The sequence below is a fragment of the Streptomyces subrutilus genome, from assembly GCF_001746425.1.
GTDB lineage: Bacteria > Actinomycetota > Actinomycetes > Streptomycetales > Streptomycetaceae > Streptomyces > Streptomyces subrutilus_A.
Genome location: NZ_MEHK01000001.1, coordinates 842,164 through 868,071, shown reverse-complemented (window position 1 = coordinate 868,071; position 25,908 = coordinate 842,164). Strand labels below are relative to the sequence as shown.

At 72.5% G+C, this 25,908-nt stretch carries 25 protein-coding genes; 17 read left to right on the top strand and 8 right to left on the bottom strand.

Annotated elements, in window-relative coordinates:
* Nucleotides 1-89: 89 nt before the first annotated feature.
* From BGK67_RS04915 to BGK67_RS04895, 5 genes are all read left to right on the top strand, one after another.
* The gene (locus tag BGK67_RS04915) at nucleotides 90-875 is read left to right on the top strand and encodes a 3-hydroxybutyrate dehydrogenase (RefSeq protein ID WP_069918743.1); all 786 of its coding nucleotides are present in this window, start codon (nucleotides 90-92) and stop codon (nucleotides 873-875) included.
* A gap of 69 nt (nucleotides 876-944) precedes the next feature.
* Nucleotides 945-2,363: an MFS transporter gene (locus BGK67_RS04910; protein WP_069918742.1), complete on the top strand. Its 1,419-nt coding sequence runs from the start codon at nucleotides 945-947 to the stop codon at nucleotides 2,361-2,363.
* Between the two features lie 76 nt (nucleotides 2,364-2,439).
* Nucleotides 2,440-4,407, top strand: coding sequence for a helix-turn-helix domain-containing protein (locus BGK67_RS04905; RefSeq protein WP_079154020.1), 1,968 nt, complete (start codon nucleotides 2,440-2,442; stop codon nucleotides 4,405-4,407).
* Nucleotides 4,408-4,505: 98 nt separating this feature from the next.
* Entirely contained in the window at nucleotides 4,506-4,856 is a 351-nt protein-coding gene (locus tag BGK67_RS04900) for a hypothetical protein (RefSeq protein WP_141754010.1), read from the top strand.
* 91 nt (nucleotides 4,857-4,947) lie between these two features.
* Nucleotides 4,948-6,120, top strand: coding sequence for a hypothetical protein (locus tag BGK67_RS04895; RefSeq protein ID WP_069918740.1), 1,173 nt, complete (start codon nucleotides 4,948-4,950; stop codon nucleotides 6,118-6,120).
* Between the two features lie 82 nt (nucleotides 6,121-6,202).
* Here the strand turns inward: BGK67_RS04895 and BGK67_RS04890 are convergent, their stop codons facing one another.
* The 5 genes from BGK67_RS04890 to BGK67_RS04870 form a co-directional block, all read right to left on the bottom strand.
* Nucleotides 6,203-6,823: an L-threonylcarbamoyladenylate synthase gene (locus tag BGK67_RS04890; protein WP_069918739.1), complete on the bottom strand. Its 621-nt coding sequence runs from the start codon at nucleotides 6,821-6,823 to the stop codon at nucleotides 6,203-6,205.
* Nucleotides 6,824-6,848: 25 nt separating this feature from the next.
* Nucleotides 6,849-7,079: a DUF6296 family protein gene (locus tag BGK67_RS04885; protein ID WP_069918738.1), complete on the bottom strand. Its 231-nt coding sequence runs from the start codon at nucleotides 7,077-7,079 to the stop codon at nucleotides 6,849-6,851.
* 174 nt (nucleotides 7,080-7,253) lie between these two features.
* Nucleotides 7,254-7,766 (bottom strand): pyridoxamine 5'-phosphate oxidase family protein, encoded by a 513-nt coding sequence (locus tag BGK67_RS04880; RefSeq protein ID WP_069918737.1) that lies wholly within the window; start codon nucleotides 7,764-7,766, stop codon nucleotides 7,254-7,256.
* A gap of 146 nt (nucleotides 7,767-7,912) precedes the next feature.
* Complete coding sequence (locus BGK67_RS04875; protein ID WP_347878450.1) at nucleotides 7,913-9,268, bottom strand: cellulase family glycosylhydrolase; 1,356 nt, start codon at nucleotides 9,266-9,268, stop codon at nucleotides 7,913-7,915.
* Nucleotides 9,269-9,643: 375 nt separating this feature from the next.
* Nucleotides 9,644-9,883 carry a chaplin gene (locus BGK67_RS04870; RefSeq protein WP_069918735.1) on the bottom strand — a complete coding sequence of 80 codons (240 nt, stop codon included), beginning with the start codon at nucleotides 9,881-9,883 and terminating at the stop codon, nucleotides 9,644-9,646.
* Between the two features lie 401 nt (nucleotides 9,884-10,284).
* Between BGK67_RS04870 and BGK67_RS04865 the strand changes: the two genes are divergently transcribed.
* Nucleotides 10,285-11,451 (top strand): hypothetical protein, encoded by a 1,167-nt coding sequence (locus BGK67_RS04865; protein WP_069918734.1) that lies wholly within the window; start codon nucleotides 10,285-10,287, stop codon nucleotides 11,449-11,451.
* A 67-nt stretch (nucleotides 11,452-11,518) separates the two neighbouring features.
* Nucleotides 11,519-11,725 carry a hypothetical protein gene (locus BGK67_RS04860; RefSeq protein ID WP_069918733.1) on the top strand — a complete coding sequence of 69 codons (207 nt, stop codon included), beginning with the start codon at nucleotides 11,519-11,521 and terminating at the stop codon, nucleotides 11,723-11,725.
* Nucleotides 11,726-11,890: 165 nt separating this feature from the next.
* On the opposite strand, the gene BGK67_RS04855 is transcribed toward BGK67_RS04860, so the two are convergent.
* Nucleotides 11,891-12,133, bottom strand: coding sequence for a DUF6059 family protein (locus tag BGK67_RS04855; protein ID WP_141754007.1), 243 nt, complete (start codon nucleotides 12,131-12,133; stop codon nucleotides 11,891-11,893).
* A 172-nt stretch (nucleotides 12,134-12,305) separates the two neighbouring features.
* Nucleotides 12,306-13,508: a serine hydrolase domain-containing protein gene (locus BGK67_RS04850; protein WP_079154018.1), complete on the bottom strand. Its 1,203-nt coding sequence runs from the start codon at nucleotides 13,506-13,508 to the stop codon at nucleotides 12,306-12,308.
* 242 nt (nucleotides 13,509-13,750) lie between these two features.
* Here BGK67_RS04850 and BGK67_RS04845 point away from each other — a divergent pair, with 242 nt between their 5' ends.
* On the top strand, nucleotides 13,751-14,161 hold the full coding sequence (locus BGK67_RS04845) for a hypothetical protein (RefSeq protein WP_069918731.1): 411 nt from the start codon (nucleotides 13,751-13,753) through the stop codon (nucleotides 14,159-14,161).
* Complete coding sequence (locus BGK67_RS04840; RefSeq protein WP_069918730.1) at nucleotides 14,158-16,284, top strand: tetratricopeptide repeat protein; 2,127 nt, start codon at nucleotides 14,158-14,160, stop codon at nucleotides 16,282-16,284. The genes BGK67_RS04845 and BGK67_RS04840 overlap by 4 nt, the downstream gene beginning before the upstream one ends.
* Before the next feature lie 85 nt (nucleotides 16,285-16,369).
* Here BGK67_RS04840 and BGK67_RS04835 read toward each other — a convergent pair whose 3' ends face one another.
* Nucleotides 16,370-16,714 carry a peptidase inhibitor family I36 protein gene (locus BGK67_RS04835; protein WP_069918729.1) on the bottom strand — a complete coding sequence of 115 codons (345 nt, stop codon included), beginning with the start codon at nucleotides 16,712-16,714 and terminating at the stop codon, nucleotides 16,370-16,372.
* 182 nt (nucleotides 16,715-16,896) lie between these two features.
* On the opposite strand from BGK67_RS04835, the gene BGK67_RS04830 reads away from it, so the two are divergent.
* The 8 genes from BGK67_RS04830 to BGK67_RS04795 all read left to right on the top strand — a co-directional run bounded on the left by BGK67_RS04830 (nucleotide 16,897) and on the right by BGK67_RS04795 (nucleotide 25,887).
* Nucleotides 16,897-17,748 (top strand): ABC transporter substrate-binding protein, encoded by an 852-nt coding sequence (locus BGK67_RS04830; RefSeq protein WP_069918728.1) that lies wholly within the window; start codon nucleotides 16,897-16,899, stop codon nucleotides 17,746-17,748.
* The gene (locus tag BGK67_RS04825) at nucleotides 17,745-18,545 is read left to right on the top strand and encodes an amino acid ABC transporter permease (protein WP_069918727.1); all 801 of its coding nucleotides are present in this window, start codon (nucleotides 17,745-17,747) and stop codon (nucleotides 18,543-18,545) included. Before BGK67_RS04830 ends, BGK67_RS04825 begins: the two co-directional genes overlap by 4 nt.
* Nucleotides 18,546-18,591: 46 nt before the next feature.
* On the top strand, nucleotides 18,592-19,410 hold the full coding sequence (locus BGK67_RS04820) for an amino acid ABC transporter ATP-binding protein (RefSeq protein WP_107488768.1): 819 nt from the start codon (nucleotides 18,592-18,594) through the stop codon (nucleotides 19,408-19,410).
* 156 nt (nucleotides 19,411-19,566) lie between these two features.
* A complete protein-coding gene (locus BGK67_RS04815) occupies nucleotides 19,567-19,770 on the top strand; it encodes a cold-shock protein (RefSeq protein WP_069918725.1) in 204 nt (67 codons plus the stop codon).
* 196 nt (nucleotides 19,771-19,966) lie between these two features.
* The gene (locus BGK67_RS04810; protein WP_069918724.1) at nucleotides 19,967-21,967 is read left to right on the top strand and encodes a hypothetical protein; all 2,001 of its coding nucleotides are present in this window, start codon (nucleotides 19,967-19,969) and stop codon (nucleotides 21,965-21,967) included.
* Nucleotides 21,968-21,971: 4 nt separating this feature from the next.
* Nucleotides 21,972-23,450 (top strand): type 1 periplasmic-binding domain-containing protein, encoded by a 1,479-nt coding sequence (locus BGK67_RS04805; RefSeq protein WP_069918723.1) that lies wholly within the window; start codon nucleotides 21,972-21,974, stop codon nucleotides 23,448-23,450.
* A gap of 74 nt (nucleotides 23,451-23,524) precedes the next feature.
* The gene (locus BGK67_RS04800; protein WP_069918722.1) at nucleotides 23,525-24,079 is read left to right on the top strand and encodes a PadR family transcriptional regulator; all 555 of its coding nucleotides are present in this window, start codon (nucleotides 23,525-23,527) and stop codon (nucleotides 24,077-24,079) included.
* An 83-nt stretch (nucleotides 24,080-24,162) separates the two neighbouring features.
* Nucleotides 24,163-25,887 (top strand): acyl-CoA dehydrogenase family protein, encoded by a 1,725-nt coding sequence (locus tag BGK67_RS04795; protein WP_069918721.1) that lies wholly within the window; start codon nucleotides 24,163-24,165, stop codon nucleotides 25,885-25,887.
* The last annotated feature ends 21 nt before the right edge of the window (nucleotides 25,888-25,908 follow it).

Genomic DNA, 25,908 nt, shown 5'->3' with positions numbered 1-25,908 from the left:
CCCCTGGCGATGTCAGACACATCGCCGGGTCCGAGTGTGGTGGTCCCACACATGGGAGCGGCCCGGCCCCGTCGCGGATGATTCCGGCCATGACAAGCGGAATCACTCCCGCGTTCGACGGGACAGCAGGGGCCGCCCTGGCGGGCCGCACCGCCATGGTGACCGGCGCCGGCAGCGGTATCGGGCGCGCCTGCGCCACCGCCCTCGCCGCGGCCGGGGCCCACGTCCACGTCGTGGACATCGACGCGGGGGCGGCCACCTCCGTGGCCCGGCAGACCGGAGGCACCCCGCACGTCGTGGACCTGGCCCGGGGCGACCTCGTGGAGGGGCTGCCGGCCGACATCGACATCCTGGTCAACAACGCGGGCCTCCAACACGTGGCGCCGCTGACCGAGTTCCCCCCGGAACGCTTCGAACTCATCCAGAAGGTGATGGTCCACGCCCCGTTCCTGCTGCTCCGCCGGACCCTGCCGCACATGCGGGCGCGGGGCTGGGGCCGGATCGTCAACATCTCCAGCGTCCACGGCCTGCGGGCCAGCGCGTTCAAGGCCGGATACGTGGCGGCGAAGCACGCCCTGGAGGGGCTGAGCAAGGTCGCCGCCCTCGAAGGGGCCCCGTACGGCATCACCAGCAACTGCGTCAGCCCCGGCTACGTCCGCACCCCCCTGGTGGAGCGGCAGATCGCGGCCCAGGCCGCCGCTCACGGCATCGACGCCGACCAGGTCGTCGGCGAGGTGATGCTCAGCCGCTCCGCGGTCAAGCGCCTGATCGAACCGGAGGAGGTCGCCGCCGTCGCCGTATGGCTCTGCGGACCGCACACCGGCTACCTCACCGGCACCTCGATCCCCTTGGACGGCGGCTGGACCGCCGCCTGACCACCGCTAGCGCGTCAGCACCCCTCCCGTTCCCCTCCCGTCCCCGGCCGAAAGGTGGGTATCCCCGCCATGGCATCCCAGCCCTCCCCGACCTCCCCGAAGCCGCAGCAGGCCAGAGCCGGCATCGGCCGCGTCATCAGCGCCAGCCTCATCGGCACCACCATCGAGTGGTACGACTTCTTCCTCTACGGCTCCGCGGCCGCGCTCGTCTTCAACAAGCTGTTCTTCCCCAGCAGCGAACCGCTCGTCGGCACCCTCCTCGCCTTCCTCACCTACGCGATCGGGTTCGCGGCCCGCCCGCTCGGCGGCCTGGTCTTCGGCCACTACGGGGACAAGATCGGCCGCAAGAAGCTCCTCGTGCTCAGCCTCCTCATGATGGGCGGCGCCACCTTCGCCATGGGCCTGCTGCCCACCCACGCGAGCATCGGCGTCGGCGCACCGATCCTGCTGACCGTGCTGCGCCTGATCCAGGGCTTCGCCCTCGGCGGCGAATGGGGCGGCGCGGTCCTGCTGGTCTCCGAGCACGGCGACGACAAGAACCGCGGCTTCTGGGCCTCCTGGCCCCAGGCCGGCGCACCCGGCGGCAACCTGCTCGCCACCGGCGTCCTCGCCCTGCTGGCCGCCGTCCAGTCCGACGAGGCCTTCCTCGCCTGGGGCTGGCGCATCCCGTTCCTCCTCTCCGGCGTGCTCGTCGTGATCGGCCTGTGGATCCGGGTGTCGGTCTCCGAGACCCCGCTCTTCCTCGAAGCCCAGGCCAAGGCCGCCGCACAGGCCGCCGCCGGCACCGGCGGCGCCGGGAAGCCGCCCGTCGTGGAGGTGTTCCGCACGAACTGGCGGGGTGTCCTCACCGCGATCGGCACCCGCCTCGGCGAGAACATCTCCTACTACGTCATCACGGCCTTCCTGCTCGTCTACGTGACGACCCACCTGGGCCTGTCGAAGAGCGACGGCCTGAACGCCGTCCTCATCGGCTCCGCCGTCCACTTCGTCACCATCCCGCTGTGGGGGGCGCTGTCCGACCGGATCGGCCGCCGCCCGGTCACGCTCATCGGCTCGCTCGGCATGACCGGCTGGGCCTTCGCCTTCTTCGCGATGCTCGACTCCAAGTCCTTCCCGGTCATCGCCGCCGCCGTCACGATCGGGCTGCTCTTCCACGGCGCGATGTACGGACCCCAGGCGGCCTTCATCTCCGAGATGTTCGACACCGAGGTCCGCTACTCCGGCGCCTCGATGGGATCCCAGCTCGCCTCCATCATCGGCGGGGCCCTCGCCCCGATCATCGCGGTGGCCCTGCTCGACGGCTACGGCTCCTCACTGCCGATCTCGATCTACCTCGCGGCGGCCGCGCTCATCACGAGCGCGACCGTCCTCGCCGCCCGGGAAACGCGCGGGCGTAGCCTGGCCGGGCCGCTCGATGGGGACCCCCTCCCGGTCCCCGGCAGCCGCCGGGCCGGCGCCGACGCCGAACTGACCTCCCCCGGCACCTAGCAAGGCACCGCACCGCACCGCAGGCCGCCGCCGTCGCCAGGGGCGGCGGCCGGCCCCGTACCCCGGAGAGCCCGACATGCCCACGACCGCGAAGAGCCCCGGCGACGGCGAGGCATGGACCGTCCTGCGCCGGCTGCTGGACCTGCTCGCCGAGGGCGCGCCCGCCGAACACTTCGCGCGGCCGGCCGAAGCCGCCCGGCAGAGCGGCCTCTCCGCGGCGCGGGCGCGGGAGATGGCCGAGGCCACCCAGGCCGCACTGGCCATCCGCCGCACCCTCAGCCAGCACCGCCGCCGCGAGGCCGAACTGGCGGCCCTCTTCGACACCGCGGGCGACCTCGCCGCGCTGCGCGACCTCGACGCCGTCCTGCGGGCCATCGTCCACCGGGCCAAACTCCTCCTCGGTACGGACGTCACCTACCTGTCCCTCAACGACGACGAGGCCGGCGACACCTACATGCGGGTGACCGACGGCTCCGTGTCGGCCGCCTTCCAGCAGGTGCGCCTGGGCATGGGGGAGGGTTTGGGCGGGCTGGTCGCCGAAACGGCCCGCCCCTACACCACCGGCGACTACCGCGACGACCCGCGGTTCAAGCACACCGCCACCATCGACAGCGCCGTCGCGGAGGAGGGCCTGCGGGCCATCCTCGGGGTGCCGCTGCGCCTGGGCACCCGCGTGATCGGCGTCCTCTACGCCGCCGACCGCACCGCACGCGCCTTCACCCCCGACGAGGTCGCCCTGCTCGCCTCGCTCGCCGACCACGCCGCCATCGCCATCGACAGCGCCCGGCTCCTGGAGGAGACCCGTACCGCACTGGTCGACCTCAACGCGGCCTCACAGACGATCGAGGCCCACAGCCGGGCGATGCGGCGCGCCGAGGACGCCCACGACCGGCTGACCGACCTGGTGCTGCGCGGAGCGGGCATCACGGAGGTGGCCACCGCCATCGGCACCGTCCTGCAGGGCGGCATGCTCATCCACGACGCGGACGGAACCGAACTCGCCCGGGCGGGCGCGGACCCGCAGCCCCCGCGGCCGCAGGCGGTTGCCGCCTCCCGGACGGGCGGCCGCGCGGTCCCGGTCCAGGGCACCTGGGTGTGCGCGGTCCTCGCCGGCCACGAACTCCTCGGCAGCATCGCCCTGACCGGCCGCCCCGACCTCGACGACGCCGACCGCAGGCTCTTCGAACGGGCCAGCGTCGTCACCGCCCTGCTGCTGCTCCTGCGCCGCTCGGTCGCCGAAACCGAGGACCGGGTACGGGGCGAGCTGCTGGGTGACCTGCTCACCCGGGCCGCCGACCCCGCCGGCCTGTCGGCCCGGGCCCGCCGCCTCGGCGTGAACCTGGGCCAGCCGCACGCGGTGTTCGTCCTGCACGCCGACACCCTTCCCCGCCCGCGGCTGCTGGCCGCGGCCGCCCGCACCGCGCAGGCGCGCACGGGGCTGGCCGGACAGCATCACGACGACGTGGTCCTCATCTGCCCCTCCGACACCCCCAACACCAGCGCCGCCGCCCTCGCCGCCGAGCTGGGCCAGGCCGTGGCCGTCCCGGTCACCGTCGCGGCGGCGGGCCGTCCGGTGACCGGTCCGCCGGACTTCGCCGAGGCGTACGCGGAGGCGCGCCGCTGCCTGGCGGCCCTGCACGCCCTGGGCCACCGGGGGACCGGGGCCGCGCTCGCGGACCTGGGCTTCGTCGGCCTCCTGCTGGGCGACCAGACGGACCTGGGCGGCTATGTACGGCAGAGACTCGGCCCGCTCCTGGACTACGACGAGAAGCGCGGCACCGACCTCACCCACACCCTGCGGACCTACTTCGCGCTCGGCATGAGCCAGGCCAGGACACGGGCGGCGCTCCACGTCCACGTCAACACGGTGGTGCAGCGCCTGGACCGCATCGGGCGGCTCCTCGGCCGGGACTGGCACCTTCCGGAGCGCGCGCTGGAACTCCAACTGGCCCTGCGCATCCACCAGGTGTCGGCGCCCGCCGCAGGGTCCGACGGCATCTCGGCGGGGCCGGCGCACCGGCTACCGCGGCAGCCCCCGCCGTAGGCCGCGGGCCGCGGACGTGCGCGAACCCGCTGATACCGATTCGGTTGCGACCGCCGCCCGGCTCGTACCCGACCCGCTCGTGCGGCAGTTGCAGAGACATGGAAGCCACCACCCCAGAGAGGTACGCGGTGCTCGACGGCGCGTACTGGCTCGACGCCACCGACGAAGGCCGCGCCGCCTGCGTCCACTGCGTGCTCCCGCACCGGAGGCCCGCGCCCGATGCCCCGGGGGCGCCGGCACGCGACGAGGCATCCGGCCGGGACGGCGACGAACCCGGCGACGGGGGCGACGGGGACGACGCGCAGGACCGCGAGGACGGCGAGGAAGGGCTCCTGGGCCGGGTGCAGGCCGTCCTCACCAGCGGGAACGCGAGCAGGCTGCGAGCCGCCATGCTCACCTGCTCGCTCGGTACCGTCATCGTGGGAGCGGCCGCGACGCTGCGTCGCTGAGCGGCGAACGGCTTTGATCGCCAGTGGTGTTGTTGCCTAGCATGTGCACGCCACGCGTACCCTCGCGAGCCCAGCCCGACGAAAGCACCCCATGCGCATCAAGCGGACCCTCACCGCAGCCGTACTCCTCACCTCCCTCACCACTCTCACGGCTTGCGAGGACGCCCGGCCGAGCCGGTCGGCGACCGTGCCGCCGGGCGTCGCAGGCCCGTCGGCGCCGGCGCCCTCCTCGCTGGCCGAGGCGCAGAAGTACGTCCAGCGGTACGCGTCGTGCGAGGAGATGGGCACGGAGCCCGGCGACAGCAGGCTGCCGCTGACCGACCTCACGACGGTCGGCAAGTGGTCGGTGTCCGAGCGCGGCGTGTGCACCGACCGCACCGAACGCGGCGAGATCATCTTCTACATGGCCTCGGACATGAAGGAGTTCCAGGCCGGCTACAAGCAGCGCGTCATGGACAAGATCGCCGCAGGCAGCGGGACGTACGGCCTGAACAGCCGGGTGTTCGTGGGCGAGAACTTCGCCGTCACGCCGACCGAGACCAAAACGGCCCTGGCCCTCGCCGCATCCGAGCTGCGCGTCCTCACCTGCAACCCGACCTTCGCCGTGCCCGAGGGGTACGAGAAGGAGGCGGCGCTGGTCGAGGGATGCGTGCTCAGCGACTTCGTGGGGAGCAACGACGGCAGCGGCAGCCCGAACTTCGAAACGCCGCAGGAGGATCCGGCCGCCGGCGGGGCTCCGGCCAAGCCGGGGCAGCCGGCGCAGGGCAGCCTCGGCCTGCCCCGGGCCGAGAACCTCGGCGCGCTGAAGGAGCTCGTCCACCCGCACACCGTCGACTGCACGAACATGTCCACCGCCCCCGACGCCGTCGCCGTCGAGTCCATCGACTACGTGCCGGTCGTGTCCGGGGACCAGCTGGCGTGGGGGATCAAGGAGCGCGCGATCTGCGGGAACGCGGCGGGGGACCGGCGGGCCCACGACCTGAACTGGCTCGACGTCGTCCGCGACATGAAACTGCTGCAGACCAAGGCGAAGGCCGCCCAGCAGGCCGACCTGAAGGGCGACGGCCGCCTCAAGGCCACCGCCAGCCGGCTGCTGGTCGGCGAGAACATCGCCGTGGAGACCAACAGCGCCTCGATCCGGCACGGCCTCTACCAGCTCCAGTTCCTCACGCTGGAATGCCGACCCGGTTTCAGCGCCCCGGCGGGCTACCGGCTGGAGAAGTCCCAGGTCGAGGGCTGCGTCCTGACCAACTACGAGGGCTGAGGACCGGCGCCGCCCCTTCGGGACCGGCGCCGCCCCCGGGTACGACCGCACGGTGGATTCCGGACCGCCCGGCCGGCCCTGGCTACTCGAAGCGGTCGGTGTCGCCCGCCCCGGCGCGGACGACCTCGGCCTCGCCGCTGGAGTAGTCGATGACGGTGGTGGGCCTGGTCCCGCAGTCACCGGAGTCGAGGACGGCGTCCACCAGGTGCTCGAGCCGTTCCTTGATCTCCCACCCCTGTGTCATGGGCTCGTCCTCGTCGGGCAGCAGCAGGGTGCTCGAGAGCAGGGGCTCACCGAGTTCGGCGAGCAGCGCCTGGGTGACCGCGTGGTCGGGGATCCGGACCCCGACCGTCTTCTTCTTCGGGTGCATCAGCTGGCGCGGTACCTCGTTCGTCGCGCGGAGGATGAAGGTGTACGGGCCCGGAGTCGACGCCTTGATCGCGCGGAACACGTCGTTGTCGATGTGGACGAACTGGCCGAGCTGCGCGAAGTTCTGGCAGACGAGGGTGAAGTGGTGCCGCTCGTCGAGGTTCCGGATCGACCGGATCCGGGCCATGCCCTCGCGGTTGCCCAGCTGGCAGCCCAGCGCGAAGCACGAGTCCGTGGGGTACGCGACGAGCGCGCCGGACCGGATGCTGTCCGCCACGCTGCCGATCGTGCGCGGCTGGGGATTCTCGGGGTGCACATCGAAGTACTTGGCCATCCGCCGAGCCTACCGGGGACCCGCGTCACTCGGGCATCGGCCGTGCCTGGACCCCGTGGGCGGGCGCCTGCTGGCCGCTCGACGGAAGCATGCGGACCTCGGCCTGGTCGCTGATCTCGGCCTGCACGATCCCGGTCACGTCGCAGTAGACGGGGTGCCCGCCGGGGCCGGTGCGGTCCGTACGGCTGACGACGACCACGTCCCGGCCCTCTTCCGCACCGTCGGGAAAAACCAGTTCGTACCGCTCCGCATGCATCTCGTTCCCTTCGGCCGGTCCGTTCTGGCAGGTGGGGACGGCAGACCGCCCGCCGTCTCATCATGCGGTCCGGGCGCCGGAACCGCATCGCCGCGTGGACTACGCAGGGTGATGCCGGTGCCGTACCTGCTCTTCCTGCTGGACCCGCTGGTCCCGCTCGGGCGGCGGCGCGCGTCAGGCGAAGAGCCAGCGCGTCTGACTGTAGCCGCCCTTGCCGAAGCCGAACGCGGTGCGCGGGGCCACCTCGAAGACCAGGGCCTCGCCCGCCTCCGGACTGACGAACACGCCGTCCCCCACGTCGAAGTGCCATTCGGCGCCGTACTTCGCCTCCCAGGCGGCGGCCAGGGCCCGCAGCCGGACCGGGTCGGTCACGCGGGCCGCCTCGCCCTCGACCACCAGGTCGAAGCCCTCGTGGAGGGTGTTGGTCCCGGTGGTGAGGACGACGTGCGCGTTCCTCCGGAGGTTCTTGGCCTTGCGTTCCTCCGGGCCGGTGCAGAAGTGCAGCGCGCCGTCCGCCCAGACGCCGATCAGCGGGGTGACGTGCGGCCGCGCGTCCGGACGTACGGTCGTCAGCCAGTAGAGCTCCGCCTCCGCCAGCCGGGTGACGGCCTGCGACCACGGCACCGCGGTCGCCTGCTCGTCGCTGTAGCGTTCGTCCAGCTCGGTGCGCGGTTCCTCGTCGGGCACGGGACGTCCTCCTGGCGGGGCCGAGCGGCGGGGCCGGCGCGGCCCGCGCCGCGCCGCCATGAGCCCAGGTTCACACATCGCACCCGACCCCGCCCGGCAACACGCGCCGGGCGGGGCCCATGGGACTCAGGGGGCTGCCGGGGGCGTCAGCCGGTGGGGAAGGCGTCCGCGCTGCGGATGCGGTCGCGGATCCAGACGCCCGCCGGCTTGAGCGAACCGGTGCCGGTCCACGGGCCGTTGGAGGCGCAGGTGCCCGGCTTGAAGACGGCGCCGCTGCGGTTGTCGTCGGAGAAGTTCCAGTTGGTCCAGCTGATCTTCTTGGCGGCCATCAGGTCGAGGTACTTCTGCGTCATGGCGAAGTCGTCGGCGCCCTCGCCCGCGTAGTTCTGCGTGCCGAACTCGGTGACGAACACGGGGATCCGGTCGGCGGCGCGGGAGAGGGTGTCGAGGTACTCCTCGCGGTGCGAGTACGCGTAGAAGTGGAAGGTGTACATGATGTTGGAGGCGTTGACCTGGTTGCCGACGACCTCGGTCTCGTCGGCGCCCTCGGAGACGCCGAAGGAGGACCAGGCGCGGGTGCCGACGAGGACCGGAGCGTCGGCGTCGATGTTCCGGATCACCGGGATGATCTGCTCCGCGTAGCTCTTGATCCGGGACCAGCTCACGCCGCTCGGCTCGTTGGCGATCTCGTAGAAGATGTTGTTCTTGCCCTTGTGGCGAGCGGCGATCGCGCTGAAGAAGGTCTTGGCGCGGGCCAGGTTGTAGTGCGGGTCGCCCGGGTCGAGCATGTGCCAGTCGACGATCACGTACATGCCGCGGGCCGTGGCCTGCTCGATGAGCGAGTGGGCGAGGTCGGTGAACTTCTGCGGGTCGGACTCGTAGCCGTCCTCCTGGACGTACGTGGACACGCGCAGGACGTCGGCGTTCCAGTCCTTCGCGAGGGCGTCGAGCGAACCGCCGGTGAGGCACTGCGCGTACCACTGCGTGCCGTGGGTGCTCATGCCGCGCAGCTGGACGGGCTTGCCGTACTGGTTGCACAGCTTGGTGCCGCAGACGGTGAGCTGGCCGTTGATGCCGACCGGGGTGGTGCCGGGCCCCGGCGGGGTGGTGCCGGCGTCGACCGTGAGGTGGTCGACGTTGGGGCCGCCGGCCGCGGTGGTGGCGGTGGCCCGGACGGTGTTGGCGCCGGCCTTGAGGGCGGCGCTCAGGCTGGTGGTGGACCAGGAGGTCCAGGCTCCGGTGCCGTTGAACGCCTTGTTCGACGCGACGGCGGTGCCGTTGACCGTGATGGTCATCGGTCGGTTGGCGGTGGTGCCGTTGGCGTAGCGCAGGCCCAGCGTGGCGGTGCCGGCCTGGGCGGCGTTCACCGTCCACTCGACGTAACTGCCGTTGGCGTTGTCGTAGTTGACGAAGCCGCTGCCGGTGAAGCCTGCGTGGTTGGATTCGGCCGCGCCCCGGGATATGGCGGCTCTCTCCGCCTCGTGGGTGACGGGGGCGGCCACCGCGCCCGAGGCGCCGGGTGCGGTGGTGAGGGCGGTGACGAGCAGGGCGCTGATGAGGGTTCCGGCTCCGGCCAGGGAACGCAGCCGAACACGTGGGGGTCGCAAGGTGTCTCCATCCCGTTGACGATCCGGCGATCGTAAGGAAACTTTCCTAATGGAATGGAATAGCAGCGTCCGGCCGAGCCGCACAAGACCCCGTGCACGCAATGCACGTAGGTGTACGGATCAGTGATTCCCCCGGGACGGCCGCTGCGTCGGCGGCTCCTTGACCCTGGCGGGCCCGCACGCCGCCGGCTGACCGCGATGTCCTACACGCCCCCCCGCCCGGCGGGGGGGTGCCGTGCCCCAACACGGCACCACCGGGGGCAAGGCGTGTCAGACGTTGACGCAGGTGTTGCCGGCGGCCGGGTTGAGCGCCCCGATGATGTTGACGGAGTTGCCGCACACGTTGACCGGGATGTGGACGGGAACCTGGATCAGGTTGCCGGACAGGACACCGGGGGAGCCGACCGCAATACCCGAGGCTTCGGCGTCGGCGGAGGCGACCGAGGCGCCACCGAGAAGCGCGAAGCCGACGGCGAGGGCCAAGCCGGCACTCTTCAGGACACGCGACATGTGAAATCTCCTTGTACGGACGGCAAGCGCAGCAGGCTGCGCGGGGCCCCGGACGGGGTCCGCATCCTTGCTTCGGCAGCCATCGCCCCGGGAGCCCGCCCCTCCCCGCCGGATTCCCCCTAAGGAGTGCGCCGGGCGGCTGCATTCGGCGGCACCGCGGCCCGGGGCGTTCCGCGGCCGCCCCGCGACCGGCCGCCGCGGCCACGCGGACGTCCCGCCGGACGTCCCGCCGGACGTCCCGCCGGACGTCCCGCCGGACGTCCCGCCGGGCGGGCCGTCGGGCGCGCGTGCGCAGCTGACGGCCGTTCGCGTGGATTTGCGGAGGGTCCGAAAGCGGGTGCGGAAGCCCGCGGGAATCCGGAGATACCTCTGGTGCCTCTGAACCGAGGAGAGGGAAGCGCATGAGGAATCGACTGGTACTCGCCGGAGCCGCGGTCGTGGCCGGTGCCGGCCTGTGCACCGCGGCCGTGCCCGCCACGGCGGCGCAGGCCCCCCTGAACCTCAGCGTGGGCTGCGGTGACGCCGCCGGGCTCGTGGCCGCCGTCGGGCAGGCGAACGTCCATCCCGAAGGCGGCACGATCGCTCTGGCCAAGGACTGCGCCTACCGCCTGCGGGACGACTTCGCGAACTCGGGCACGGCCCTGCCGGCCATCACCGGGAGGGTCGGGATCGTCGGGAACAACTCGACCCTGATCCGCTCGGTGAGCGACGGCCTGCCGTACTTCCGCATCCTCGCCGTCGGCGAGGGCGGCCGGCTGGTCCTGAAGGGGGTCGGCGTGACCGGTGGCCGCACGGAGGGCGACGGAGCGGGCATCGCCAACGCGGGAACCCTGCGGCTGGAGGACAGCAAGGTCGTGGGCAACCAGGCGGGCGGGACCGGCGGGGGCATCGCCAACGCGGGCGGCGACGTCACGCTCGTCGACAGCACGGTCCTGACCAACGTGGCCACCTCGTCGGCGGGCGAGCCCGGCTACGGCGGCGGCCTCGGCAACGACGCGACCGGCACCCTCACGATCAGGCGCAGCACCGTCGCCGGCAACACGGCCGACGAGGACGGGGGCGGCATCCGGAACCTCGGCACGCTGACCGTCGACCGCGGCTACATCGCGAACAACGAGGCCCGCGACGGCAACGGCGGAGGCATCGACAACCTCGGCACCGCGACGGTCAAGCAGAGCAGGATCGTCGAGAACTGGGGCGGTTTCGACGGCGGTGGCGCCCGCAACGGCGAGGACGCGACGCTGGAGGCGCAGGACACGTCCTTCGTCGGCAACAAGGCGGGCAACGACGGCGGCGCCGTCCACAACGAGGGGACCGCGAGGCTGCGGGAGAGCAGGGTCGAGCGCAACTCCGCGGGCCGCGACGGCGGGGGCCTGAACAACGAGCAGGCGGCGGGGGCCGACACCGCACGGCTGACCCTCCACCGGACGACCGTCATGGGCAACCGTGCCGCCGGGGTGGGCGGCGGCAGCAACAACACGCTCGGCGCGGTCGTGACCCTCCGGGGGAGCGAGATCGTCAGGAACCTTCCCACGAACTGTGCCGGAACGGTCCCGGGCTGCTCCTGACAGGCACGTCTCGGCAGGTGGAGCACATGGAGCTGCCACGGGTGAGGGGAAGTGGTCGGATCGGTGCATGAACGATCCGTACGCCATTGACGTCCTGGCCGTATCGGCTCCGGCCGGTCTCGCCGAGCGCCGGGCGGCCCGCCGCACGGCGGCCGCCCACGCCGCGAACGCCGAAGAGCTGGAGGTCCTCCTCGACATGCTCGGCCTCCACCCCGACCACGACTGCGCCTCGACCGGCAGCGAGGGCGCGCCCCTGCGGCCCCGGCGCCCGTAGGGCGTGCCGTGTCGACCAGGGCGTGCCCGCGGCGTCCGGCACCGGCGGCGCGGGGGCCCGGCCGTCAGGGCCGTGCCCCCGCCGGGGAACTGAGTCGCGCCCCGTGACCTGCGCCGACACCTCCGCCGGGCAGGACCCCGGAGCGCGCCGCGAGGGCGCCGGGTGTCAGCGGACGGGGCCGCGGGACCGGAGGTCGCGGAGCAGGGCGCGTTCGACCGGGCTGAAGGGGACGTCCGGGCGCAGGCGTTCGGGGTGACCCGGTGGCGGGCAGTCGAGCCGGACGGGGTCCGGCCCTCGCTCGGCGCGGGTGATCTCCCCCTTCAGGTGGAGGGTGCCGTAGGAGACCAGGCTCCGCCACACCACGCCCGCCCAGCGCCGCGTGACGGAAGGCCGCCTGCCGGGTCGCATGTCCACTGTCACCTCCGTCGAAACGATCAAGCTCCGGGAGATGCTTCCGGCCGGCGCTGGGCCCCCGCTCGACATCGGCTCGGGACGTGCTCGGGTCCGGCCGGAGCCGCCCGACGCCCGCAGGGCACCGCACCACCCTGCGCACCCTCCTGACGGCGGCCTGAGGGGGCCGTCACCTGCACAAGGCGGCGTCCACGAGGCCCTGGACGCGGTCGGGGCTGTCCGCCGTGGGGCGCGGCCCCAGGGCGGTCACGGTCACCGCGGCGGCGCGGCCGTCATCGGTGACCGCGTTGCGCGTGGAATAGCCGTGGATGCTGCCGCCGTGGCCCCACGCCAGGCCGCCGCAGCTCAGCGGCGTACTGGTCACCCCCAGCCCGAACCGGACGCCGGCCCCCATGCCGCTGTCCTCGGGAACCGCGACGGTGGTGCGCATCTGGGCGAGCTCCGCGGCCCCCAGGAGCCGGCCGCCGAGCAGGGCGGAGAAGAAGCGGTTCAGGTCTCCCGGGGTGGAGACCAGTTGGCCGGCGGCCCAGCCCCAGGAGGGGTCGATCCGGGTGAAGTCCTCCAGGGGACCCCCGGGCCGCGTCGCGTGGTAGCCCCGGGGGTGGGCTCCGCGGATGTCCTCCTCGCCGACGCCGGGGAAGTAGGTGTGGCGCAGGCCGACGCGGTCGATGACGCGGTGGGTTATCTGCTCGGCCAGCGGTCGCCCGGTGACCTTCTCGATGAGCAGGCCGGCGAGGACGTAGTTGGTGTTGCTGTACGCCCAGCCGGTCCCGGGCGCGAAGAGGGCCTTGTGCTCCAGCGCCCTGTCGAGCAGGGTGCGGGGCTGGTAGTAGGTGTGCCGCGAGGCCGCGCCGGCGTACTCGTCCATCATGTGGTCCGTGTAGTTGGGCAGTCCGCTGGTGTGCTGGAGCAGCTGGCGCACCGTGATCCGGCCGCCGTCGATGCCCTCGCCCCGGACCAGGCCCGGCAGGTACTCCTCGATGGGCGCGTCGAGGCCGACCTTGCCCTCGCCGACCAGCTGGAGCACCACGGTGGCGGTGAACGCCTTCGTGTTGCTCCCCACCCGGACCTTTCCGTCGGCCGGCAGCTTCGCCCCGGTGCGCAGGTCCGCGACACCGGCCGTGTAGGTGCGGACGCGCCCGTCCCGGCCGACGGTGGCCGCCAGGGCGGCGGGGTAGCGGTCCTCGCGCACCAGCCGCTCCAGGCCCTGCCGCACCACGTCACCGGAACCGGGGCGCTGCGCCGCGGCCGCGGGGAGCGTGCCGCCCACGGCCAGGGCGGCCGCCAGTACCGCCACCACCGCGGTCGCCCGCCGTGATCCGGATGACGGGAGAACACGGACGGACGAAGGCCTGCGGGAACGATCGGTCATGGGGAACCCCTCCTCGTGCACCCTGCCGGGCGCGTCGATCATGTGGATGCCCCGAGACTAGGAAGCGGGCCCGGCACGCCACATCGCCCGCCGGCCCGAGGCCCCCGGTCCTGCCCGCACCCCCGGCCAGGACCCGGATCCCACCCGGCCCTCCTCCTGCCGAGCGAGCTGCGCCCACCTCGCTCCCACCCCCCGCCCGGTATGTGATGCTGAGACAATTACCGTGTGGAGATGGGGGTTTGATGGATCCGGAGATCACCGCGCTGGCCGCGAGCGCGGGCACGGCCTTGGTCACCGCACTCGCCACGGAGGCCTGGCAGAGCGCGAGCGTGGGGGTGGTCGCGTTGTGGAGGCGTGTCCTTCCGGAGCGGGCCGACGCGGTGGAGGCCGAGCTCGACGCGACACGCGACGACCTGCTGGACGCGCGGGACGAGGGGGACAAGGAGACCCAGGCCGAGCTGGCGGCGGAATGGCAGGGCCGGCTGCGGCGCCTGCTGAGCGCGCACCCCGAAGCGGCCGACGAACTGCGCGCCCTGCTCGTCGATCCGCAGGCGCGGCCGCCCGCCGAGCCCGCGGTCACCCAGCACGCCACCGCCTCGGGGAACAGCCGGGTCTACCAGGCCGGCCGGGACATGCACCTGGGTCCGCAGTGAACGGCCGCACCGACGGCCGGGCCAGCGGGCAGGGCCGCGTCTACCAGGCCTCCGGCGACCAGCACATCGTCGAGCACCACCACCACGGTCCTTCCTGGGCCGGCCCGGACACGGTGCGCAGCCCCGCACTGGGCCGCACTCCGCTCGTTCTGCGCGACCGCGTCGAGCTCATGGACACGCTCCGGGCCGCCGTCGCCCCGGGCACGGGCGGCCAGGTCCACGTCCTCCACGGACTCGGCGGCTGCGGCAAGACCGCCGTCGCCTGCGCGCTCTTCGCGCACGCGACCGCCGACGGGGGCCGCGTCGGCCTGTGGGTGAACGGCTCCGACACCACCTCCCTGCGCTCCGGCATGCTGGCCGTCGCCGCCGACCGCGGCGCGACGGAGGGGGAGCTGACGGCCGCGCGCAGCGGGCTGCGTGCCGCGGCGGACCTGGTCTGGGACCGCCTGGACGGCTCCGACCGGCCCTGGCTGCTGGTCATCGACAACGCCGACGACCCCTCCGTGCTCCGGGACGGCGGCTGGCTGCGGAGCAGTCCGCGCGGCACCGTACTGGTCACGAGCCGCCAGTCCGCCGGCCGTTGGTGGCCCGGAGCGCGGCTGCTCCAGGTGGGAGTGCTGCCGCGCGCGGACGCCGCCCAGGTGCTGCGCGACCTCGCCCCCGACGCCGGGACGGCCGAGGAGGCGGAGGAGATAGCCGACCGGCTGGGGCGGCTGCCGCTCGCGCTCACCCTCGCCGGCACCTTCCTCGCGCACCAGGTGATCAGCCCCTGGACGCTGACCGAGTACGGGCAGCGGCTGGACATCGACCTGATCGACCAGGGAGCCGTGGGCCTCGCCGCCGACTCGCGCCACCTGGTCAGCAGCACCTGGGAGCTCTCCCTCGACGCCGTCGCCCGCCAGGGCCTGCCCGAAGCCCAGACCCTGCTGCGGCTGCTGGCGTGCTGGGCGAGCGATCCGCTCCCGCTCTCCCTGCTGGCCGGCCTCGACCTGGGGACGGACCTCCCGGCCGGGCGGGTCGAGCCGGCGCTGCGCGGCCTGCTGGACCATTCCCTGACCGAACTCGTCCCGGGCCCTGCGCGCAGCCTGCGGACCCACGGGGTCCTCCTCGACAGCGTGGCCCGCGGCACCCCGGCCGCACAGCGCGGACAACTCGCAGCCAAGGCCGCCGAGCTGCTGCTCAGGATGCTCCCCGAGACACCCGAGCGCGGCATCGAGGCGGCTCCCTTCCGGCCGCTGGCCCCGCACGTACTGGCGCTGCTGCGGCGGGTGTCGGCGGGCGGGGGCGTGGACCTGCCGGTCGTGGAGTCGGCCGCGGAGTGCGCGCTGCGGCTCGCCGTCAACCTCCACCGGTCGGGGGACTCCGCCTCCGCGCTCGCGGTGGGGCAACAGGCCGTGGACCTCGCTCGGGCACGGCTGGGCGACGACCACCGGCTGGTCGTGCGGCTGCGCCAGCGGGTGGCGCGGACCCTGCGCAGGCTCGGCCGCTACGAGGAAGCGGAGACGCTGGCGCGGCGGACCCTCACCGACTGCGAGCGCCTGTTCGGCCCGAAAGCCCCGGACACCCTCGAAAGCTGCGTGGTCCTGGCGCTCGTCCTGTGGACGGACGGCCGGGAGGCCGAGGGCGCGGCCCTGATGCGGCGGGCCGTCGACGGCCGGATCGAGGTCCTGGGCCCGCTGCACCCGGTGACCCTGAGGGCCCGCTACATCATTCTGGAGCTGCTCCGCGGCCCGGAGCTGGCCCGGGAGCTCGAGGGCGCGCCGGCCTTGGTCCGCGCGTGCGCGGACACCATGGGACCGGACCACACGATCACCATGGGGGCGGAGCTCAACTACGCGAACGCCCTGTTCTACGCGGGCCGGGCCGCCGAGGCGCTGCCCCGCGCCCGCCGGGCGTTCGAGGCGGCGGAGCGGCGCTACGGGCCGGACTACCAGATCACCCTGGCCTCCCGGTCCCTCCTCGCGCTGACCCTCGGGGCCGTCGGCGAGTTCCCCGAGGCGGTCGCGCACATGGAGGCGGTCGTGGAGCGGCGCAGCCGCATCCTCGGGCCGGATCACCCCTGGACCGGGGACTCCGTGGCGAACCTGGCCGATCTCCGGGCGTCCAGAGCTCCGGCCCGCTGACGGCCCGCCCGCCGCCCGCCCCGCCGTCCTTCCAGCGGGAGCGGGCGGCGGCGCCGGCCGTGCCGGCGCACCGCCCGGAGCGGTGTCAGCAGTTGTCGCCCACCGCGTCGATCTTCGACCCGAACCGGCCGCTGTAGTTGCCGGCGTAGTCACCGGCCCGGACCGAACGGCAGTCCTTCCCGCTCGCCCAGTCGATGAACGCCCCGCTCCGGTTAGCCCGGAACGACCCCACGTGGTCCACGAACCGTGCGGGCAGGTCCACGTACCCTCCGCGCCAGACGAAGCGCTCCCCGTTTCCGTCCTGGTGCCTCCACAGGCAGATCGCGTTCGCGGGGCAGGCGGGCAGGGCCTGGGCCGGTGTGGTGGAGCCGAGTGACACGAGCACCACCGCGCCGGTCACCAGCAACGTCCGTAAGTGGCGTGGTTTCATCTGCGTCCTCCTCGTCGTGACGTTTCCCTCCCATCGTCCTCGCCGGAGGGGACGGACGTGAGAAGACGCCGGATGGACACTCGCTCGAATGGTCCGTCGCGGCGCGCCGCGGTGGGCTTACGATCGCGACCGGCGGTCCCGTCCCGCGACCGTCGCCCGCCCCGCACCCGTGGAGGTCAACCGTGTTCCGGACGGCCCAAGGACACCGCACTCACCGCAGCAGCCACCGCGTCCGCTCGGCGGCCTGCGCCGCCGTCGCCGCGGGGACGTTCCTCGTGGCGGGCTGTTCCTCCGGCGACAGCGGTCCGGCGGAGGCGGCCGGGGGCGTGCCGATCGTCGCGAAGGGCAAGCTGACCACCTGCACCCATCTGCCCTACCCGCCCTTCCAGTTCGAGCAGAGCGGCAAGGTCGTGGGCTTCGACGTCGCGCTGATCGACCTGGTCGCGAAGAACCTCCAGGTCGAACAGAAGATCCTCGACACCCCGTTCGAGAACTTCAAGACCGGCGCCTTCCTCAACTCCGGCCAGTGCGACCTCGCGGCCGCCGGTATGACGATCACCGACGAGCGCAAGAAGAACGTCGACTTCTCCGTCCCCTACTTCGACGCCACCCAGGCGCTCCTCGCGACGAAGAAGAGCGGCGTCACCTCGCTCGCCGACGTCAAGGCCAAGGGGAAGAAGCTGGGCGCGCAGGCCGAGACCACCGGCGAGAGCTACGCCAAGGCCCAGGGCCTCAACCCGGTCGCCTTCGAGAGCTCGGACGCCGTCCTCAACGGACTGCGCACGGGCCAGGTCGACGCCGTCGTCATCGACTACCCCGTCGTGCAGGGCTGGCTCAAGGACAAGGCGAACGCCGACGAGTTCGTACTCGGCCAGAACATCGAGACCGGTGAGCAGTACGGCTTCTCCGTGAAGAAGGGCAACACCGCCCTGCTCGCCGCCATCGACAAGGCGATCACGGACGCCAAGGCCGACGGCACCTACAAGAAGATCTACGAGCAGTGGATCGGCCCGCTGCCCCAGGCCGCGTCGTGACCTCTCGCCTGACCCGGCGCCAGCGGCGCCGGGTCTGGCAGGGCGTCCAGTACGCGATCTTCGTCGGCGCGGTGGTCGTGATCGCCGTGCTGGCCGACTGGGACCGCCTGCAGAACCAGTTCGCGCAGACGGACCTCGCCGTCCGGCTCTTCCCCAACATCATCACCACCGCCCTGCGCAACACGGTGGTGTACACGCTGTCCGGGTTCGTCTTCGGCCTGGTCCTCGGCCTCGTCATCGCCATGATGAGGCTGTCCTCGGTGACCCCCTACCGGTGGGTCGCCAGCGTGTACATCGAACTCTTCCGGGGCCTGCCCGCCCTGCTGATCTTCATCTTCGTGGGCGTGGCGGTGCCGCTGGCCTTCCCCGGCACCGAGATCCCCGGCGGCACCTACGGGAAGGTCGCCCTCGGCCTCGGCCTGGTCGCCGCCGCCTACATGGCCGAGACGATCCGGGCCGGCATCCAGGCGGTGCCCAAGGGGCAGATGGAGGCGGCCCGCTCGCTGGGCTTCTCGCACGCCCGCGCCATGGTGACGATCATCATCCCGCAGGCGTTCCGCATCGTCATCCCGCCGCTCACCAACGAGCTGGTCCTGCTGTTCAAGGACTCTTCCCTGGTGCTGTTCCTCGGCGTGACACTGGAGGAGCGGGAACTGACGAAATTCGGCCGCGACCTCGCGAGCGAGACCGCCAACTCCACCCCGATCCTGGTGGCCGGCCTGTGCTACCTCCTGGTGACCGTACCGCTGAGCATCGTCGTGCGACGCCTCGAGGCCCGCGCGGACAAGGCCGCGTGAGGACGGGATGGACGAGATGAGACCCACGACGGGAACGGTGCCCACGATGACCACGGACCGCCCGGAGATCGAGATCCGGGGCCTGCACAAGTCCTTCGGCGACAACCACGTCCTGCGCGGCATCGACCTGGACATCGCCCGCGGCGAGGTGGTGTGCGTCATCGGACCGTCCGGCTCCGGCAAGTCCACGCTCCTGCGCTGCGTGAACCTCCTGGAGGAGCCCGAGCGGGGCCAGGTCTTCGTCGGCGGCACCGAGGTCACCGACCTCGACGTCGACATCGACGCCGTGCGCCGCCGCATCGGCATGGTCTTCCAGCAGTTCAACCTCTTCCCGCACGTGAGCGTCACCGCGAACCTCACGCTGCCCCAGCGCCGGGTGCTCGGCACGGACAAGGCCCGGGCCGCCGCCGTCGCCCGCGAGAACCTCGAACGCGTCGGCCTCTCCGACAAGGCGGACGCCTTTCCGGCGCAGCTCTCCGGAGGCCAGCAGCAGCGGGTGGCGATCGCCCGGGCCCTGTCGATGGGTCCGGAGGTGATGCTCTTCGACGAGCCGACCTCGGCGCTCGACCCGGAACTGGTCGGCGAGGTGCTGTCGGTGATGCGGGTGCTGGCCGGCGAGGGCATGACGATGATGGTCGTCACCCACGAGATGACCTTCGCCCGCGAGGTGGCGGACCGCGTGGTGTTCATGGACGGCGGAGTGATCGTCGAGCAGGGACCCGCCTCCCAGGTGATCACCCGTCCGCAGCACGAGCGGACCCGGAACTTCCTCAACCGGATCCTGGATCCGGCGGCAACCCCGCCGCCCGCCGGTCACGAGGGCCCCGGGAGCGGGAAAACGGCCGGTGGAGGGCGCGGCGCATGAGGCCCGCACCACCGTCGGCGTTCATCCGGTTATCCGGTCGCAATTCGCAGGTGTAGGCGTGGGGACAGCGGGGGAGAAGTGGCTCAGGCACCCGGGAGCGGGCGCCGCGGGGGGCCCGGACCCGGGCCGCCCGCTGAATTGAGCAGAGGGATGAGTATGGCCAGCGGCACCGTGAAGTGGTTCAACTCCGAGAAGGGCTTCGGCTTCATCGCCCAGGACGGAGGCGGACCGGATGTTTTCGCCCATTACTCCAACATCTCCGGCAACGGGTACCGCGAGCTGATCGAGGGCGAGACGGTGTCGTTCGACGTCACGCAGGGCCAGAAGGGCCCGCAGGCGGAGAACATCGTCCGCGGCTGACCACCCGAACCGGCTTTCCCGGCGGCGCCCGCACCCGGTGCGGGCGCCGCCGACATGCTCCCGCGCCGCCGCCCGCCGCGAGAGTCGCGCGTACGGCGTACCGGGCGGATCCGGGTGGCGCGGGCTATGGCAGCCACCCGGTCTCCGATGGCACTCTCGTGTCCTCGAAAGCGGCACCCTGGGGGGCACACACGTGATGGAGCCGGGTACGGGCATGGGCCTGCGCGGCCGCAGCGGCATCCTCTCGCTGGTCGACGCCTGCCTGAAGGAGACTCCCGCAGCCGAACGGCCCCTCACCATGCTGCTCGGCCCGCCCGGCAGCGGCGCCAGCGAGGCCCACAGCGCCCTCATGGAGTACTTCGGGCCCCAATACCCCTTCGCCTTCGTCAACTTCGGCGGGGCGCAGTCCCTCCTGCCGCGCTACGCCCTCGGGCTGCTCGCCCGCCAGCTGGAGCGCAAGCTGCCCCGCTACGGCCGCTCCCACTTCCCGCTGCTCAGCCTCGGACTGCTCGCGTCCGACCAGGAGTTGAGGATGCGCAGCCTCGCCGAGGGCCGGCGCGCCGTGCAACGGCAGCTCGACCAGTTCCAGCAGGAGAACGAGGCCCGGCACGGCGACTACCTCGCCGCCTTCTTCGAGGTGGGCATGGGCGCGGTCGGCATGCCCGAAGGCGCCTCCACCGCGGCCCTCGCCCTCTTCCAGGACGCGCTGCGGCGCGGCCGCCGCAGCATGCCGAGCCTGCTCGGCGGCCGGGTCGGCAGTCGGCTCACCTCGGGCGCCCAGTGGTACGGACGCCACCCCATGACCCGCAGCGGGGACCCCATGGAGGCCCTCGTCGAACTCAACCTGTGGCGCCACGAGGGAGACGAGAACGAGCAGGAGCGCCTGGATCTCGTCCTCTTCTCGGCGTTCCTGGAAGACCTCAGACGCAACACCGCCCGCAACTTCATGCCCCGCTCCTACCTGCTGCTCCTCGACAACTCCCACACCGCGTACGGACGCCGCTTCCTCGACCTGCTGCTGCGCGCCCGGCACGACGAGACGGTCGTGGCCGGCCACACCAGCGACCCGCTGACCGTCGTCGCCAGCTCCAACCGCTGGCTGCCCCGTTGGGGCGCGGCCACCGGGGACTCATGGCCCTGGCAGCTGCGCGGCCCCGACCGGGCCTCCCTCTCCGACTGGAACGCCCACCGGCCGACCAGGGACAGCGAGGACACCTGGTGGTATCCGTTACGCCTGCGGGACCTCAACCTGGACGAGGTGCGCATCCGCATAGAGCTCCAGCTCGGCGGACACAGCGATCTCGCCCCGCTGACCCGCCTCACCCCGTTCGTCCACCGGCTCACCGGCGGCCTGCCGCGCGCCGTCCACCAGGTGCTCGACGTACTGCGCCAGTCCGGGCCGCCCCCGGACTCCGGCCCCCAGCAGGACCGCTGGCTGCGCACCCTGCCCGACCGGCCGCTGCGCAGCGGTGAACAGACCGCCACCCTCGCGGACACCGCCCTCAGCCACCTCCTGCGCGACTTCGACGACTCCGAACGCGCGACCCTCGCCGAGTGCGCCGCCGCCCGGGACTTCTCCGTCGGCACCCGGCTGCTCAGCCCCGGCGACGCCCTGTTCGGCGAGATCCGCTCCCGCTGGCTGCTGACCGGGCCGCTCGCCGTCGTCCCCGTCCTCCACCCGTGGCTGCGCAGGCTGCTGCTGTGGCGGCTGGCCCGCCGCCCGGACGCGTGGGACACCGCGCACGAACTCCTGGCGGAGTTCTACCGCGGTGAGGGAAGGCCCGTGCAGGAGATGTACCACCAGCTCTCCGCCGGCCGGACGGACGAGGTCACCGCCCATCTGACACGGCGCTTCACGGAGGTGCCGGCCGTACAGTGGATCTCCGAGTTCAACGCGATCACCGCCGCCCCCAACCGCCTCCCGACGGAGTACGGCCCGCTGGAACTCCTCGCCGGACTGCGCCCGCGCCGCCCCGAGCGCGTGGTGGACATCGAGTCCGTGATCCACACGCTCGTGACCACCCGCTGGGTGTGGAGCGATCCGCTCGCCGACCCCGCCATGCGGCTCAACGACATGATCGCCGACGGCTACACCCAGCTGTCACAACTGCGGAGGAACGACATCGTGGCCCTGTTCAACGAGGCTGAGCGGCACCGGCACTGGCGCGATCCCCAGACCGCCGGCGGGGAGGGCTGAGCCCGTGGCCAGACTCGAATGGCCGCTGCACGTCGTGCGCCGGGTCGCTCTGGCCACCGCCGTCGCCGTCGGGCTGGTGGCGGCCGTCTGGCTGGGCGCCGGCTGGATCCAGGAGCGGCAGTCCAGATGCGCCGACGGAGTGGTCGAACAGGGCCCGGACGACGAGTGCGTGGGGGTCACCGACGGCGCCTACGCGTTCGCCCCGCACCTGGACGAGGTCCGCAAGAAGATCCTCGAAGAGAACGCCCGCGTCCTGGCCGACGCGGACAACGAGCCCTACGTCAGCGTCGCGTACCTGACCAACTTCACCGCGACCGCCGAGGACAGCAACTCCGCGGAAGGCGTCCGCCACGAACTCCAGGGCGCCTACCTCGCCCAGTACCGGCACAACCGCGGCGACCTCTCCGCCACGCCCAAGATCCGGCTGCTGATCGCTAACCCGGGCAGCAGGTCCGCGCACTGGCGGCACACCGTCGACCAGCTGATCGCCCGCAAGGACTCCCCCGACCGGCTGGTCGCGGTGGCCGGCCTCGGCCCCAGCACGGACGAGAACCTCGCGGCCATACGGCGTCTGTCCGAGCACGGCATCGCCATGGTCGGCGCGACCCTGACCGCCACCAACATCCAGGGCATCAACGGCTTCGTCCGCGTCGCCCCCACCAACGAGGACGAGGCGTACGCGGCCGCCGGATTCCTGAAGCGGCGGGGCACCGCCACGGCCGTCGTCATCCAGGACGTGGCCCAGGGAAACCTGTACGCCTCCACCCTCGGCACCGCCTTCACCCAGGCCTTCCACGACGGAGACAAGCACAAGCTGGTAGCCGAGCGCATGACCTACGACTCCTCCGTGGGCAGCGCCTGGCAGAACGAGCTGCGCTACATGCCCGGACAGCTGTGCCTGCAGCGCCCGCAGCTCGTCTACTTCGCGGGCCGGGGCCGCCACCTCACCCACTTCCTCGACGCGCTGTCCAACCGCAGCTGCACCGACCAGAAGTTCACCGTCTTCGCCGGGGACGACACGACCAACCTGACCGCCGAGCAGCTCGCCCACGCCGCCGAGACGGGGGTCGAGGTCCTCTACACCGGCCTCTCCCACCCCGACATGCACCGCACGTCGCCGCAGTCGGTGTCCGCCCCGTCGGCGAAGAACTTCCAGCCGGGCGGGCTGCTCGACCAGTGGTTCCCCCACGACCCCCGCCACGACGGCGGGGCCCTGATGGGCCACGACGCCGTCCTCACCGCGGCCCACGGCATCCAGATGGCCGCCCGCTGGCAGGGCCAGGTCGTCGGCGACGCCGTCGCCCGGATGTTCCACCAGATGGACGGCAGCCAGCAGGTGGCCGGGGCCAGCGGATTCATCTCCTTCCAGAACAACGGCAACCCCCGCAACAAGGCGGTCCCGATCCTGCGGCTCACCGCCAAGGGCCAGGCCGAGTTCGTCGAGGTGTCCGCCGCCGAGGGGAAGCCGCCGGAAGCGCAGTGAGGGCCGGGTGAGCCGCGTCTCACCCGGCCGGTGGCGCTTGTCTATGCAACGAGTTGCATAGAAAGATCGGAGGCATGGCACTCGAGCACGCGATCCTCGTCTCCCTGCTGGAGCAGCCGGGCTCCGGCTACGAGCTGGCCCGGCGGTTCGAGCGGTCCATCGGGTACTTCTGGACCGCCACCCACCAGCAGATCTACCGCGTGCTGGGGCGCATGGAGGGCGACGGCTGGATCGACGTCCGCCACGTGCCGCAGGAGGCCAGGCCGGACAAGAAGGAGTACTCGGTGGCCGCGGCCGGCCGGGCCGCCCTGTCCGCCTGGCTCCACGAGCCGATCCAGCCCGACAGCGTCCGGCACGAGCTGGCCGTCAAGATCCGCGGCGCGGCCTTCGACGACCCGGCCGCGCTGATCCGCGAGGTCGAGCGGCACCACGGCGCGCACACCGACCGCCTCACCCGCTACCTCGCGGGGGAGCTGCGCGATTTCACCGGCCCGGACGCCCCCGCGCCGGGCGACACCGGACGGGAACTCCAGCACGTCGTGCTGCGCGGCGGCATCGCCTACGAGCGCATGACCCTCGCATGGCTCGAGGACGTGCTCGCGACGCTCCGCCGGCTCGCCGAGCGCTGACCCCTCCCCCCCCCGCACGTCACCCCGTACCTCACCACCGCACCTCACCACCGCATCCTCCCGACCCGAAAGACGGACCTCCCATGAGCGACCCGCTGCTGTTCAACCCGCGCACCTACGACCCCGCGCACTTCGACCCCGAGACCCGCAGGCTGCTGCGCGCCACCGTCGACTGGTTCGAGGACCGCGGCAAGCGCAGGCTGATCGAGGACTACCGCTCCCGTGCCTGGCTGGGGGACTTCCTCGCCTTCTCGGCGAAGGAGGGGCTCTTCGCGACCTTCCTCACCCCGGCCCCCGCCGCCGGCGGGCAGGAGCCGGACAAGCGGTGGGACACCGCGCGGATCGCCGCCCTCAACGAGATCTTCGGCTTCTACGGCCTGGACTACTGGTACGCCTGGCAGGTCACGATCCTCGGCCTCGGCCCCGTCTGGCAGAGTGACAACGACGCCGCCCGCAGCCGCGCCGCGCGGCTCCTCGAAGAGGGCGAGGTGTTCGCCTTCGGCCTGTCCGAGAAGACCCACGGCGCCGACATCTACTCCACCGACATGCTGCTGGAGCCGGACGGCGACGGCGGTTTCCGGGCCGGCGGCTCCAAGTACTACATCGGCAACGGCAACGCCGCCGGTCTGGTCTCCGTCTTCGGCCGCCGTACCGACGTCGAGGGCCCCGACGGCTACGTCTTCTTCGCCGCCGACAGCCGCCACCCCGCCTACCACGTCGTCCAGAACGTGGTGGACTCCTCGAAGTACGTGAGCGAGTTCCGCCTCGAGGACTACCCGGTCCGGGCCGAGGACGTCCTGCACACCGGCCGCGCCGCATTCGACGCCGCGCTCAACACCGTCAACGTCGGCAAGTTCAACCTCTGCACCGCTTCGATCGGCATCTGCGAGCACGCGATGTACGAGGCCGTCACCCATGCGCAGGGCCGCATCCTCTACGGGCGCCCCGTCACGGCCTTCCCGCACGTGCGCCGCGAGCTCACCGACGCGTACGTCCGCCTCGTCGGGATGAAGCTCTTCAGCGACCGCGCCGTCGACTACTTCCGCTCCGCGGGCCCCGACGACCGCCGCTACCTGCTGTTCAACCCGATGACCAAGATGAAGGTGACCACCGAGGGCGAGAAGGTCATCGACCTGATGTGGGACGTCATCGCGGCCAAGGGCTTCGAGAAGGACACCTACTTCGCCCAGGCGGCCGTCGAGATCCGCGGTCTGCCCAAGCTGGAGGGCACGGTCCACGTCAACCTCGCCCTGATCCTCAAGTTCATGCGCAACCACCTGCTGGAGCCGGCCGAGTACGCCCCCGTACCGACCCGCCTGGACGCGGCCGACGACGGGTTCCTCTTCCGCCAGGGCCCGGCCCGCGGTCTGGGTTCCGTACGCTTCCACGACTGGCGCACCGCCTACGACGCGTACGCCGCCGTGCCCAACGTCGCCCGCTTCCGCGAGCAGGCGGACGCCCTGTGCGCGTTCGTCACCACCGCCGCCCCCGACGAGGAGCAGAGCCGCGACCTCGATCTCCTCCTCGCCGTGGGCCAGCTGTTCGCGCTGGTCGTCCACGGCCAGCTGATCCTGGAGCAGGCCCGCCTGTCCGAGTTGGACGAGGACGTGCTCGACGAGCTGTTCGGCGTCCTCGTACGGGACTTCTCCGCGCACGCGGTCGAGCTGCACGGCAAGGACTCCGCCACCGCCGACCAGCAGACCTGGGCGCTCGGCGCGGTCCGGCGCCCGGTCGTCGACGCCGACCGCTCCGCGCGGGTCTGGGCGCGGGTCGAGGCCCTGGCCGGGGCCTACGAGATGGCGCCGTAGCGAGCCGACGGACGGCGGACG

Bases quoted from the DNA above. Each gene is read 5' to 3' on its own strand.
- BGK67_RS04915 (WP_069918743.1), top strand. From the start codon at position 90: ATGACAAGCGGAATCACTCCCGCGTTCGACGGGACAGCAGGGGCCGCC.
- BGK67_RS04910 (WP_069918742.1), top strand. From the start codon at position 945: ATGGCATCCCAGCCCTCCCCGACCTCCCCGAAGCCGCAGCAGGCCAGA.
- BGK67_RS04905 (WP_079154020.1), top strand. From the start codon at position 2,440: ATGCCCACGACCGCGAAGAGCCCCGGCGACGGCGAGGCATGGACCGTC.
- BGK67_RS04900 (WP_141754010.1), top strand. From the start codon at position 4,506: ATGGAAGCCACCACCCCAGAGAGGTACGCGGTGCTCGACGGCGCGTAC.
- BGK67_RS04895 (WP_069918740.1), top strand. From the start codon at position 4,948: ATGCGCATCAAGCGGACCCTCACCGCAGCCGTACTCCTCACCTCCCTC.
- BGK67_RS04890 (WP_069918739.1), bottom strand. From the start codon at position 6,823: ATGGCCAAGTACTTCGATGTGCACCCCGAGAATCCCCAGCCGCGCACG.
- BGK67_RS04885 (WP_069918738.1), bottom strand. From the start codon at position 7,079: ATGCATGCGGAGCGGTACGAACTGGTTTTTCCCGACGGTGCGGAAGAG.
- BGK67_RS04870 (WP_069918735.1), bottom strand. From the start codon at position 9,883: ATGTCGCGTGTCCTGAAGAGTGCCGGCTTGGCCCTCGCCGTCGGCTTC.
- BGK67_RS04865 (WP_069918734.1), top strand. From the start codon at position 10,285: ATGAGGAATCGACTGGTACTCGCCGGAGCCGCGGTCGTGGCCGGTGCC.
- BGK67_RS04860 (WP_069918733.1), top strand. From the start codon at position 11,519: ATGAACGATCCGTACGCCATTGACGTCCTGGCCGTATCGGCTCCGGCC.
- BGK67_RS04855 (WP_141754007.1), bottom strand. From the start codon at position 12,133: ATGCGACCCGGCAGGCGGCCTTCCGTCACGCGGCGCTGGGCGGGCGTG.
- BGK67_RS04850 (WP_079154018.1), bottom strand. From the start codon at position 13,508: ATGACCGATCGTTCCCGCAGGCCTTCGTCCGTCCGTGTTCTCCCGTCA.
- BGK67_RS04845 (WP_069918731.1), top strand. From the start codon at position 13,751: ATGGATCCGGAGATCACCGCGCTGGCCGCGAGCGCGGGCACGGCCTTG.
- BGK67_RS04835 (WP_069918729.1), bottom strand. From the start codon at position 16,714: ATGAAACCACGCCACTTACGGACGTTGCTGGTGACCGGCGCGGTGGTG.
- BGK67_RS04820 (WP_107488768.1), top strand. From the start codon at position 18,592: ATGACCACGGACCGCCCGGAGATCGAGATCCGGGGCCTGCACAAGTCC.
- BGK67_RS04815 (WP_069918725.1), top strand. From the start codon at position 19,567: ATGGCCAGCGGCACCGTGAAGTGGTTCAACTCCGAGAAGGGCTTCGGC.
- BGK67_RS04810 (WP_069918724.1), top strand. From the start codon at position 19,967: ATGGAGCCGGGTACGGGCATGGGCCTGCGCGGCCGCAGCGGCATCCTC.
- BGK67_RS04800 (WP_069918722.1), top strand. From the start codon at position 23,525: ATGGCACTCGAGCACGCGATCCTCGTCTCCCTGCTGGAGCAGCCGGGC.
- BGK67_RS04795 (WP_069918721.1), top strand. From the start codon at position 24,163: ATGAGCGACCCGCTGCTGTTCAACCCGCGCACCTACGACCCCGCGCAC.